Here is a 12,415-nt window from a genome sequence, read left to right on the forward strand (position 1 = left end):
CCTGGGTTGTGGCTGTCGTGCGTGCATTGTGTGCGTTGGAGAACCTGGAAGAGGTGTTGAAACGTGCGTGAACCTTGAACGTTGAAAGTTATGTGTGAAAAGGCGCCTAAAAATAGCCTCTGACCAGCCGATTAGGTAAATCCGAAAAAGTCTGGCAATATTTCTCCTGTCGCCAAGAGCGGCGTTACTTGAAAGAGAATCTTCTCTTGGAGAGTAAATCGGGACGTGGCGCAGCTTGGTAGCGCACCTGTTTTGGGTACAGGGGGTCGCAGGTTCAAATCCTGTCGTCCCGACAATAGCCCCCGAGGAGCATAAATTCACGTGCGCCTCGGGGGTTAAAGTCAATATTGCCCCTATTAGATCTACAGGAGAGAACGCTCGTGAAGAGTTCCGTCGAAAAGCTGAACGATACCCGAGTCAAGCTGACCGTGGAGGTTCCGTTCGAGGAACTGAAGAACGAAATTGACTCCGCATACAAGGCACTTGCTGCACAGGTAAATATTCCTGGTTTCCGTAAAGGTAAAGCACCACGCAAGCTGATTGATGCACGTTTCGGCCGTGGTCCAGTGCTTGAGCAGGTTGTCAACGACATACTCCCAGTGAAGTACCAAGCAGCAGTGACCGAGCATGAATTGGCAGTTTTGGGCCAGCCAGCAATTGAGATCACCAAGCTGGAGGACGAAGTTGTTGTAGAGTTCACCGCTGAAGTTGATGTTCGCCCAGAAATCGCATTGCCAGATTTCAGCGCCATCGAGGTAGAGGTTCCTGCAGTTAAGCTTGACGACGAAGCTGTCGATGCGGAGCTGGATAAGTTGCGTGAGCGTTTCTCCACGTTGGCAGATACCAAGCGCAAGCTGAAGACCAACGACATTGCAATTATCAACCTGTCTGCAGTTGTGGATGGCAAGGAAGTTGAAGAATCAAAGGCTTCTGAACTGACCTACACCGTTGGTCAGGGCGACTTGATTGACGGCTTGGACACTGCACTTCGTGGCTTGAAGACTGGCGAGTCTGCAGACTTTACCGCAACCTTGAAGTTTGGTGAGTTCGAAGGCAAGGAAGCAACCATCACTGTTGAGGTTGTACAGACCAAGGAGCGTAAGCTTCCTGAACTTAATGAAGAATTCGTACAAGAAGCAAGCGAATTCGACACTGTTGAAGAACTTCGCGAAAGCACCAAGGCTTCCTTGGAAGAGCGCGCAAAGACTGAGCAGGCTGGCCAAATCCGCGACGCTGTTTTGGAAAAGGCACTTGCCGCTGTCGAGTTCGAACTGCCACAGGCATTGGTGGAAGAGCAAGCACACAACACCTTCCATAACACCTTCGGTGAGGCTGCACACAACGAGAAGATTATCGACGAGTTCCTGCAAACCCAGAACTCTTCCGTTGAGCAGTTCAAGGCTGAGGCTTTGGAGAACGCACAAAAGTCCGTTCGTACCCAGCTGTTCCTTGATGTTTTGGCAGAGCAGGAGAAGCCAGAGGTTTCTCAGTCTGAACTGACCGACCACATCTTGTTCACCGCACAGGCTTATGGCATGGATCCAAACCAGTTCATCCAGCAGTTGCAGCAAGCTGGCCAGATCGGCGCACTGTTCGCTGATGTGACCCGTGGTAAGGCATTGGCAGCAGCTATTTGCCGTGTGACCGTGAAAGACTCCGAGGGCAATGCAATTGACCCAGAAGAGTACTTTGGTCTTGAAGACGAAGCAGCTGAAGAAGAAAAGTAATTTCTCTGCTTTACTGTTATAAGTGATTAAAGCCCAGCACTGATTGTGCTGGGCTTTTTTACCGAGGATTGCGTTTGTCATACCCCATAGATTTTGCTGAGAGCGAACAGAGCGGCAAAAAATGTATTGGCGCGGTATGGTAGTGATCAGGCATCGTAGACGAAGATCTACGCAACTGTCCGCGATTTTATGAACAAAAGAAACTTGTAAGGAGTACCTTTCCATGACTGATCGATCGATCCACATGGCAGCAGCTGCAGGCATGAATCTCAGCGATTCCGTGTACCAACGCTTGTTGGCAGAACGCATTATTTTCTTAGGCACCGACGTCAACGATGAAATTGCAAACAAGTTGTGCGCACAGATCTTGCTGTTGTCTGCCGAAGATCCAACCCGCGACATTTCCCTTTACATTAACTCTCCAGGTGGCTCCGTCACCGCAGGTATGGCAATTTATGACACCATGAAGTACTCGCCTTGCGATATTGCAACCTACGGCATGGGCTTGGCAGCTTCGATGGGACAGTTCCTGCTCTCTGGTGGCACCAAGGGCAAGCGCTACGCATTGCCACACGCACGCATTATGATGCACCAGCCATCCGCAGGTGTTGGCGGTACTGCTGCAGATATTGCAATTCAGGCAGAACAGTTTGCGCAAACCAAGCGCGAAATGGCTGAGTTGATTGCTGAGCACACCGGTCAAACCTTCGAGCAGATTACCCTCGACTCTGACCGTGACCGTTGGTTTACTGCCCAAGAGGCAAAAGAATATGGTCTTGTTGATCACGTTATTTCCATGGCACAAGGCCCAATTGCGAACTAAAAACATCACGGTTTAAGGAGAACTTTCATGAACAACGGTATGCAAATGCCATCCTCACGTTACGTGCTGCCAAGTTTTATTGAGCAGTCAGCGTATGGCACCAAAGAAACCAACCCATATGCCAAGCTTTTTGAAGAACGCATTATCTTCTTAGGTACGCAAGTTGACGATACTTCCGCCAACGACATCATGGCGCAGCTATTGGTGTTAGAAGGCTTAGATCCGGATCGTGAAATCACGATGTATATCAACTCCCCAGGTGGCTCATTCACCTCGCTGATGGCTATTTATGACACCATGCAGTACGTGCGTCCAGATGTGCGTACTGTCTGCCTTGGCCAAGCAGCATCAGCAGCAGCTGTGCTATTAGCCGCAGGTGCACCAGGTAAACGTGCTGCGCTGCCAAATGCACGTGTGTTGATTCATCAGCCAGCCACCCAGGGTTCACGCGGACAGGTTTCGGATCTCGAGATTCAAGCAGCTGAGATTCAGCGTATGCGTCGCTTAATGGAAGATACCCTTTCACGTCACACTGGTCGTACCCCAGAGCAGATTCGTAAAGATACTGATCGCGATAAGATTCTGACCGCTCAAGAAGCGCTGGAATACGGCATTGTGGATCAAATCTTCGATTATCGCAAGCTCAATGGCTAATGTTGTGATGATGAAATAGTTACGCGTCGAGAAGCGTTATACCAATCAGCCCGTGGGTTTTGTGCTCGCGGGCTGATCGTCTTACGAGTCGATGCCCGCACTGGTGGAGATTTTCGGTAGGATGAGAATACTTCAATAACACTTTGTGTTTCTAACGTGAAAGAGATCGAACAACCCTATTATGGCTGCACGTACTCAAGATAGCGCCGATTTACTCAAGTGTTCTTTCTGCGGAAAGAGCCAGAAGCAGGTCAAAAAGCTCATTGCTGGTGGCGGAGTGTACATCTGTGATGAATGTATTGAGCTGTGCAACGAAATTATCGAAGAAGAACTCGGCCAAGGCCAACACGAAGAACACGCAGATCATGATCGTCTGCCACGTCCAAGTGAAATCTCAGCGTTTCTTGACCAATATGTCATTGGGCAAGATGCTGCAAAACGTGTGTTGTCTGTAGCGGTCTATAACCACTACAAACGAGTGCGATCTGAAGAACAACGCGTGACCACTAAGCGGAAGAACGCGGATGACACGGAGCTACAAAAATCAAATATTTTGCTGCTCGGGCCAACTGGATCTGGCAAAACCTATCTCGCGCAAACGCTTGCGCGGTTACTCGATGTTCCGTTCGCGATTGCTGATGCAACCAGCTTGACGGAAGCTGGATATGTCGGTGAAGATGTTGAAAATATCTTGCTGAAACTACTTCAGGCTGCAGATTTTGATGTTGCCAAGGCGCAGCGAGGCATTATCTATGTTGATGAGGTTGATAAGATTTCCAGGAAGTCTGAGAACCCTTCGATTACTCGCGACGTTTCCGGTGAAGGTGTGCAGCAGGCGTTGCTCAAGATCTTAGAAGGTACGGTTGCTTCTATTCCGCCACAAGGTGGGCGTAAGCATCCGAATCAAGACTTTATTCAGCTGGATACCTCAAATATTTTGTTCATTGTGGCTGGTGCGTTTGCTGGTTTGGAAAAAGTCATTGAAGATCGTCTTGGGAAAAAGGGCATCGGGTTTGGTGTGCATGTTGCATCGACGAAAGAGAAGGATGCCGTTGATATTTTCAAGGATGTGTTGCCGGAAGATCTCGTGAAGTTTGGGTTGATTCCAGAGTTCATTGGTCGCCTTCCAATTGTGGCAACTGTGAATAATCTTGATCGTGCGTCGTTGGTGAAGGTGCTTACCGAGCCAAAGAACTCACTGGTGAAGCAGTATCAGCATTTGCTGCGCATGGATTCGGTGGATCTGGTATTTGAACCTGAAGCACTTGATGTAATTGCGGATTTAGCAGTGGAACGCAAAACCGGTGCTCGTGGCCTGCGTGCCATTATGGAAGATATTTTGGTACCGATTATGTTTGATATTCCAGATCGAGAAGATGTTGCGCAAGTGATTGTGACGCCTGCTGCAGCACGTGGAGAAGCGGCACCAAAACTTCTCAGCCATGAGGAATTAGAACAAAGCGCATAGCAGCACCGGAGCCGCACCTTGGCACTCGTCATACTGAGCCACGCCGGTGTCGCGCATGGGTGCGCATCGCCTCGGGTTACGCCATTGCCGCCGCTGTTCAGACGCATACCTGTGCATGACAGGTAATACATCAAAACCGCCGGTGATCGTTGATAGAGCAAACGATCACCGGCGGTTGAGTGTTCAAAGAGTGTGTTATTCGAAGATATCTGTATCGAAGTTATACGTTGCTTCGCCAGATTCGTAGTGATCCGCAATCACATGAACTGACTCAGTATCTGGGATGGTCGAGATATACGAAATCTGTTCTGGAACACGGATATGAGAGGTCAAAAAGGCCAGCACGCTATCGGCTGCCATTCGCGCCATGGAACGCGTGTTGGCGTCGTCAAGCATGTCAATGTTGTACAAGTTGATGGTGGTCTTATGTGCCGTCACGCGGAAAACTGCAAGTGAGGCAATTAGGGTGAAGACATCTTGCGCTGAAATGCCTGGTCGGAAGGCGCCTGCATCTTGGCCGAGCATCAGCAACTTATCCAGCTGCAAGGTGATCGCTGACTGATCCATCAATGGCGACTGCTCTGCGACATTGGTGTAGTTCATCATGCTTTCCAAAGAAAGCAACCGAACGGCCTCAGGGTGCAAGTTATAGCGCTTGAACACCGCTTCGACGACTTTTCGCACACCTTCAACCGGCACGGCAGACTCTAATTCAAGTTCTTGCACCGTTGGGCGTAAGCGACGCACGGCTTCAGCGAGAGCGCTTATGTACAGGCCCTTTTTGTCGCCAAAGTGGTAGTGGATCATGCGCTTCGACATGCCCGATTCTTTCGCAATGGTTTCTAGCTTCGTATCGTGGAAACCACCCTCAGAAAAACGCCTGACCGCGATTGCCAACACAGTTTCAGGTGAAGGGTCAGTCGTTACATGTAGATCTTCAGTGATATCTACGGGGTCAGGATTCTCAGCGGATCCTTGAAGCTCAGACACGAGTGTGCTCCTTACTAGTTGCTGAAGTAGTACAGAATGCTTGCTGGCGAGGACGCATACTTTTGTGCGCGACATCGGTTGCCACTTGTTTTGCCTGTGGCTTGCTTGGCAGTGTGTATCAGAAACTTCCTGACCACATTGTGCAAGTTGGCCGCATGCAAGTTATGTACGGCAGTTATCTTTCTAAAGATAGTCGAAAATTGAGAGAGAAATCCCTAAAGAGGCTTAAAACACAGAAAAGTCACATTAAGGGGGTATTTTCGTGGGTGAAGTTGTGAGTTTGCTGCAATTGAGTACAGCTAAAGGTTGCCTTGAAGCATGCTGCGCAAGCTTTTCGACGCAGACCTGTGGGCAACTTTCATACACATCAATTACCGCCCTGTGGTTCGTTTGATGCGCGCAGAATATTTCATCTCAACAGCGGGAATACCAGCAAAGAAAAAAGTGTGAGAAATCTCAAGCGGTCATCGGTGCTGAAATAAGGGTTCTTGGTAGCGGATTTTAAGGTGAGAGGATTAGGCTAGTAGATGTTCAAGATATGCGCGAAGCCTTCGGCGTACAGGTTGAATTCTGCTACGGGCTGGGCGCATTCAACGGGAAGCCACGAATTGTGGAGTTCCCCTCAACCTCATACAAGGAGAGTTCATGACTTCCGTTAAGAAGATTGCCGTTACCGGTGCTGCTGGCCAGATTTCCTACTCGCTGTTGTGGCGCATCGCGAATGGTGATGTTTACGGTAAGGACACCCCAATCGAGTTGCAGCTGCTGGAAATCCCTGCAGCTGTAGGCGCCGCAGAAGGTGTGGCAATGGAATTGAATGACTCTGCATTCCCATTGCTCAAGAACATCACCGTTACCGATAAGCTTGAAGAAGCATTCGACGGCACCAACGCTGCTTTCTTGGTTGGTGCAAAGCCACGCGGTAAGGGTGAAGAGCGTTCCGATCTGTTGGCTGCGAACGGTAAGATCTTTGGCCCACAAGGTAAGGCAATCAACGATTATGCCGCTGATGACATTCGCGTGCTCGTTGTTGGTAACCCAGCAAACACCAATGCGTTGATTGCAATGCACGCAGCGAAGGACGTTCCAAACGAGCGCTTCAACGCTATGATGCGTCTGGACCACAACCGTGCGATCTCTCAGCTGTCTGAAAAGCTCGGCCGCGACAAGACTGAAATTGAAAACCTGGTCATCTGGGGTAACCACTCTGCAACCCAGTTCCCAGACATCACCTATGCAACCGTTGGCGGCGAGAAGATCTCCGGCCTGGTTGAGCATGATTGGTATGTTGATCAGTTCATCCCACGTGTTGCAAAGCGCGGCGCTGAGATTATCGAAGTTCGTGGCAAGTCTTCTGCTGCTTCTGCTGCATCCTCTGCAATCGATCACATGCACGATTGGATCAACGGCACCGAGCGCTGGTCTTCCGCTGCAATTCCTTCCGACGGTTCCTATGGCGTACCAGAAGGCATCATCTTCGGCTTCCCAACCGTTGCACGCGATGGCAAGTGGGAGATCGTTTCTGGTCTCGAGTTGAGCGACTTCCAGAAGGCACGCATTGAAGCAAATGCGAAGGAACTGCTTGAAGAGCGCGCAGCTGTCCAAGATCTGCTTAGCTAAACCTTTTCACTTGTGTGGTAGGGGATAATTTCCTACCAGTATCGCAAGAACTCCAAACGCCCTTATGTTTGACAATGTGCAGACATAAGGGCGTTTGTCATGCTGGTTGGGGGAGCGAGAATAAGACGTGTAGACAGTGCGGAAGCATGAACCACGCTGGCACTGATGAGAAGCGTCGACAAGCAGTGGTCGACAAGCACTTTGCGAGGAGCGGGGAAGATTGCATGGCAACGTGGGCGTCGTCAAGCAGTACTTATGCTGCTTACAAACGCTGCGCAACACACAAACAACGCAGCCGCTACCAAAATAGGATGGACGAAGTGCAGATGACGGCCATGTAAAGATGCGGTGAACTGCGGAATTGCAAAAAAAACTTATTCGCGCGTGGACTGGTGTATGGATATGGCAGCCCAATTGCCTACAATAGAGCACATGGCTGAAATCAATCGTGCAGAAAAACTCCCAAAGAGCTGGGAACCACAAAAAGTCGAAAGTAATCTGTATCAACATTGGGTCGAGCAGGGCTACTTCACCGCTGATCCGCATTCGGATAAACCAGCTTTCTCCATTGTGCTTCCACCGCCAAATGTCACTGGCCAATTGCATATGGGACATGCACTTGATCACACTCTGATGGATATCATTGCTCGTCGTAAGCGTATGCAAGGCTACGAAGTACTCTGGTTGCCTGGCATGGACCACGCAGGTATCGCAACCCAAACCAAGGTTGAAGCGAAGCTGAAGGAAACCGAGGGCAAGAGCCGTTGGGACTATGATCGTGAAGATTTCATTGACAAAGTGTGGCAATGGAAGCAAGAATACGGCGGCACGATTGGCACCCAGATGCGTGCAATCGGCGACTCCGTGGACTGGTCACGCGAGCGTTTCACCCTTGATGAGGGCCTTTCACGCGCGGTGCAAACCATCTTCAAAAAGCTGTATGACCAAGGCCTGATCTACCAAGCTAACCGTTTGGTGAACTGGTCGCCAGTGCTCGAAACCGCAATCTCTGATATTGAGGTTGTGTACAAAGACGTCGAAGGCGAATTAGTGTCGATTCGCTACGGTTCGATGAATGATGATGAACCACATGTCATCGTGGCAACCACGCGCGTGGAAACTATGCTTGGCGACGTTGCCGTGGCGGTTCACCCTGAAGATGAGCGCTACCGCGACTTGGTTGGCACGAAGCTGCCACACCCATTTATTCCAGATCGCGAAATGATCGTGGTTGCTGATGATTACGTTGATCCAGAGTTTGGTACAGGTGCGGTGAAAATCACTCCAGCGCATGATCCAAATGACTACGCGTTGGGATTGCGCCACAACCTGCCAATGCCATCAGTAATGGACGCGAAGGGCCATATCGCAAATACCGGCACGCAATTCGACGGCATGGATCGCTTTGAAGCTCGCGTGAAAATCCGCGAAGCATTGGCCGAACAAGGCCGCATTGTGGCTGAAAAGCGACCATATATGCACTCGGTGGGTCACTCCGAGCGCTCCGGTGAACCAATTGAACCACGCCTGTCTTTGCAATGGTGGGTCAAAGTTGCAGAACTCGCCAAGGATGCAGGCGATGCGATTCGTCAAGGCGATACCGTGATTCACCCGAAGTCTGCTGAGCCACGCTATTTCGACTGGGTTGATGATATGCACGATTGGTGTATTTCTCGTCAGCTGTGGTGGGGACATCGCATTCCAATTTGGTACGGTCCAAATGGCGAAATTGTGTGCGTTGGTCCAGACGAAACTGCACCAGCCGGCTACACCCAAGACAACGATGTACTGGATACCTGGTTCTCCTCGGCGCTGTGGCCATTTTCCACTATGGGCTGGCCAGAAAAAACCCCTGAGCTGGAAAAGTTCTATCCAACCTCAGTGCTGGTCACCGCCTATGACATCTTGTTCTTCTGGGTTGCGCGCATGATGATGTTCGGCACCTTCGCCGCTAAGACCACCCCAGAGCTATTCCCAGCAGGCACCGATGGTCGCCCACAGATCCCATTTACCGACTTATTCCTCCACGGCCTGGTACGCGACGAGCAAGGCCGCAAGATGAGTAAGTCCCTGGGCAACGGCATCGACCCAATGGACTGGGTACGCGACTATGGCGCCGACGCCTTGCGTTTCACGCTTGCTCGCGGTGCCAACCCTGGCGTGGATCTTCCAGTTGGCGAAGATTCCGCCCAAAGCTCACGCAATTTCGGCACCAAGCTGTTCAACGCCACCAAGTTTGCCCTGCTCAACGGTGCACGCATGGGTGAATTGCCAGCACGCGATGAGCTTAGCGACGCCGACCGCTGGATTTTAGATCGCCTGGAAGAAGTACGCGTAGCGGTTGACGATTATCTTGATCGCTACCAGTTCGCGAAGGCTAATGAACTGCTTTACCAGTTCACCTGGGGTGAACTGTGTGACTGGTATCTTGAAATTGCCAAGGTACAGATTCCACGTGACTTTGATGCTGCAACACCAGAAGCACAAGCCATTGGTGCACGCACACAAATTGTTTTAGGTCGCGTCCTTGATGCTGTGTTGCGCATGCTGCACCCAGCGATGCCATTTATTACTGAAGTTTTGTGGCAGGCACTGACAGATGGTGAATCATTGAATGTCACCAGTTGGCCGACTGTCGCTGAAACCAACGGTGGGGCAGCGAAAGATGAAGTGGCTGCTCGCCGCATGGACGACGTCGTCAAGCTTGTCACTGAGATTCGTCGATTCCGTTCTGATCAAGGTGTGAAGCCAAGCCAAAAAGTCCCAGCTGCCGTGGATTTTGCAGCCTGTGATTTGGAAAACTTTGAAACCACGATCCGTTCCTTGGCCAAGCTTGAGGTTCCAGCGGAGACGTTTAAGGCATCTGCTTCGATTGAAACGCGTTTGTCGCAGACCACTGTGGCAGTTTCCTTGGATACCTCCGGTACCGTGGATAAGGCTGCAGAGCGCAAGCGTTTGGAAAAAGATCTTGCCAACGCTGAAAAGGAACTGGAGCAAACCGGGAAGAAACTAGGCAATGAAGCTTTCTTGGCGAAGGCTCCAGAAGCTGTGGTGGAAAAGATTAAGAATCGTCAGCAGATTGCTGCAGAAGAAGTAACGCGTATTCGCGCGTTGCTCAAGGAGTTAGCATAAGTGTCGAATCACGAACACGAATTACTGGGCTTGGGGGAACTCAAGCTCAGTGAGTCGGGCTTAAGCTTGCCAATTGATGTGCAAGCGCCCACCGAACAGCCAGCGCCACAAACGATTACCCCGGAAGATATTGCAGCCCTGGCTGCCGTAGAAGCCGAGTTAGAGAGTCGATTCAGTGAGGTCGAAATTGACCCCACATTAGAGCGCATGCAATTGCTCATGGATCTACTTGGCAACCCGGAACGGGCGTTTCCGAGTATTCAAGTGGCAGGTACGAACGGCAAAACCTCGACTGTGCGCATGATTGAATCGTTAATGCGTGCGTTTCACCGGCGTACTGGTCGAACCACCAGCCCACATTTGCAATCAGTGACAGAAACTATTGCCATTGATGGCCTCCCAATTCATCCACGCGACTATGTGCGGATATGGGAAGAAATTAAGCCATATGTGGAAATGGTTGATGCCCAAAGTATTGCCAAGGGAGGTCCGAAACTTTCCAAGTTCGAGATACGTACCGCTCTGGCGTATGCGGCTTTTGCTGATGCGCCAGTTGATGTGGCAATTGTGGAAGTTGGCATGGGCGGAAGCTGGGATGCGACGAATGTTATCCAAGCTGATGTTGCCGTTGTTACGCCAGTTGGCCTGGATCATCAAGGATTTTTAGGCGAAACACTTGCTGAAATTGCAACCCAAAAAGCTGGCATTATTAAGCAACGCTGGGATCTTGATGATCTCCTGTCTCCGCCAGATAATGTGGCCATTATTGGGCTGCAAGAACCAGATGCACTGCGTGCAATTTTAGAGCATGCGGTGACAACTGATGCGGCAGTCGCTCGCGCAGGGATTGAGTTTGGGCTTGTCAGCGGTGGTATCGCAGTTGGTGGACAACAAGTGACAATTCGCGGCTTGGCAGGGGAGTATCCTGATATTTTCATTCCACTTGCTGGTGAACACCAAGCACATAATGCTGCCAATGCACTTGCCGCCGTGGAAGCCTTCTTTGGGGCAGGACCTGGCCGTAGCCTGGATCTCGATACTGTGAAACAAGGATTTGCAACTGTTGTGAATCCTGGTCGTCTGGAGCGAGTCCGTACCGCACCAACCGTGTTTATCGATGCCGCGCATAATCCGCATGGTGCAAAAGCATTAGGTGCTGCATTATCGCGTGATTTTGATTTCAGCCGCATGATTGGTGTGGTGGCAATTCTTGGCGATAAAGATGTGCGTGGAATCTTGCAGGCACTTGAACCATATCTGCAAGAAATTGTGGTGACACAAAATACTAGTCCGCGTGCATTGCCGGTAGAGGAATTGGAAGAATACGCCCGAGAAATCTTTGGCGATGAACGCGTGCATACTGCCCATAACCTGCTTGGTGCAGTTGAACTTGCCGTGGAATTAGCCGAAGACACTGATATTCAATCTGGCGCAGGTGTCATTATTACCGGCTCTGTGGTCACCGCTGGTGAAGCCCGCACTTTAATGGGGAAGGAACCGCAATAGTGGCAAAACAACAACCACCCGTAGAATACGGTCCACTTGGCCCAGGCCATGCACCAGTGAAAGACCCGATGAAGGGCTTACGCGGTGTGATGGCCGGTGCGTTAGTCATGGAAGCAATCACGTTCTACCTGGTCTTAACCGTGATTTTGCGTGTCGACGGTGGTGCCTACTGGACCACTTTCAACTGGGTAGCAGTGACCACCTTGGCTACATTGATGCTGGTGGCAGCATTTGTGCAAAAACGATCCTGGGCACTTCCGGTGACTATTGGATTACAAGTAATAGCGCTTGGTGGATTTTTTATTCACTATTCGATGGGTATTATTGCGGTCTTTTTTGCACTCGTCTGGTGGTATATCTTGTATCTGCGCTCCAATTTGATTGCACGTATGCAACGAGGATTGCTGACAACCCAACACCTCTAATATTCATGATGCGAAGCGCAAGAAAAGCAAGCACATACTTGGTTTTCTTGCGCTTTGTGCATGTTACGAA

9 protein-coding genes and 1 tRNA gene are annotated in these 12,415 nt (G+C 50.5%); 9 read left to right on the plus strand and 1 reads right to left on the minus strand.

All coding sequences use genetic code 11. The features are described from left to right. Positions 1-219: 219 nt before the first annotated feature. From NXS99_RS02935 to clpX, 5 genes are all read left to right on the plus strand, one after another. Positions 220-293, plus strand: a tRNA-Pro gene (locus tag NXS99_RS02935). An 87-nt stretch (positions 294-380) separates the two neighbouring features. Next, positions 381-1,727: a trigger factor gene (gene tig, locus NXS99_RS02940; RefSeq protein ID WP_259287180.1), complete on the plus strand. Its 1,347-nt coding sequence runs from the start codon at positions 381-383 to the stop codon at positions 1,725-1,727. Between the two features lie 223 nt (positions 1,728-1,950). Then, positions 1,951-2,550 carry an ATP-dependent Clp protease proteolytic subunit gene (locus NXS99_RS02945; RefSeq protein ID WP_259287181.1) on the plus strand — a complete coding sequence of 200 codons (600 nt, stop codon included), beginning with the start codon at positions 1,951-1,953 and terminating at the stop codon, positions 2,548-2,550. 27 nt (positions 2,551-2,577) lie between these two features. Next, positions 2,578-3,204 carry an ATP-dependent Clp protease proteolytic subunit gene (locus NXS99_RS02950; protein ID WP_259287182.1) on the plus strand — a complete coding sequence of 209 codons (627 nt, stop codon included), beginning with the start codon at positions 2,578-2,580 and terminating at the stop codon, positions 3,202-3,204. Positions 3,205-3,385: 181 nt separating this feature from the next. Further along, the gene (gene clpX / locus NXS99_RS02955) at positions 3,386-4,672 is read left to right on the plus strand and encodes an ATP-dependent Clp protease ATP-binding subunit ClpX (RefSeq protein WP_259287183.1); all 1,287 of its coding nucleotides are present in this window, start codon (positions 3,386-3,388) and stop codon (positions 4,670-4,672) included. 195 nt (positions 4,673-4,867) lie between these two features. On the opposite strand, the gene NXS99_RS02960 is transcribed toward clpX, so the two are convergent. Beyond that, positions 4,868-5,617, minus strand: coding sequence for a TetR/AcrR family transcriptional regulator (locus tag NXS99_RS02960; RefSeq protein WP_259287316.1), 750 nt, complete (start codon positions 5,615-5,617; stop codon positions 4,868-4,870). 690 nt (positions 5,618-6,307) lie between these two features. Between NXS99_RS02960 and NXS99_RS02965 the strand changes: the two genes are divergently transcribed. The 4 genes from NXS99_RS02965 to NXS99_RS02980 all read left to right on the plus strand — a co-directional run bounded on the left by NXS99_RS02965 (position 6,308) and on the right by NXS99_RS02980 (position 12,345). Further along, positions 6,308-7,282, plus strand: coding sequence for a malate dehydrogenase (locus tag NXS99_RS02965; protein ID WP_259287184.1), 975 nt, complete (start codon positions 6,308-6,310; stop codon positions 7,280-7,282). Positions 7,283-7,714: 432 nt separating this feature from the next. Next, a complete protein-coding gene (locus NXS99_RS02970) occupies positions 7,715-10,414 on the plus strand; it encodes a valine--tRNA ligase (RefSeq protein ID WP_259287185.1) in 2,700 nt (899 codons plus the stop codon). After that, positions 10,415-11,920 (plus strand): folylpolyglutamate synthase/dihydrofolate synthase family protein, encoded by a 1,506-nt coding sequence (locus NXS99_RS02975; protein ID WP_310593299.1) that lies wholly within the window; start codon positions 10,415-10,417, stop codon positions 11,918-11,920. Between the two features lie 68 nt (positions 11,921-11,988). Further along, positions 11,989-12,345: a DUF4233 domain-containing protein gene (locus NXS99_RS02980; RefSeq protein WP_259287318.1), complete on the plus strand. Its 357-nt coding sequence runs from the start codon at positions 11,989-11,991 to the stop codon at positions 12,343-12,345. Positions 12,346-12,415 lie beyond the last annotated feature (70 nt).

The sequence above is a fragment of the Corynebacterium sp. HS2168-gen11 genome (genome assembly GCF_024834075.1).
Classification (GTDB): domain Bacteria; phylum Actinomycetota; class Actinomycetes; order Mycobacteriales; family Mycobacteriaceae; genus Corynebacterium.

Bases quoted from the DNA above. Each gene is read 5' to 3' on its own strand.
- NXS99_RS02945 (WP_259287181.1), top strand. From the start codon at position 1,951: ATGACTGATCGATCGATCCACATGGCAGCAGCTGCAGGCATGAATCTC.
- NXS99_RS02950 (WP_259287182.1), top strand. From the start codon at position 2,578: ATGAACAACGGTATGCAAATGCCATCCTCACGTTACGTGCTGCCAAGT.
- clpX (WP_259287183.1), top strand. From the start codon at position 3,386: ATGGCTGCACGTACTCAAGATAGCGCCGATTTACTCAAGTGTTCTTTC.
- NXS99_RS02965 (WP_259287184.1), top strand. From the start codon at position 6,308: ATGACTTCCGTTAAGAAGATTGCCGTTACCGGTGCTGCTGGCCAGATT.
- NXS99_RS02970 (WP_259287185.1), top strand. From the start codon at position 7,715: ATGGCTGAAATCAATCGTGCAGAAAAACTCCCAAAGAGCTGGGAACCA.
- NXS99_RS02980 (WP_259287318.1), top strand. From the start codon at position 11,989: ATGAAGGGCTTACGCGGTGTGATGGCCGGTGCGTTAGTCATGGAAGCA.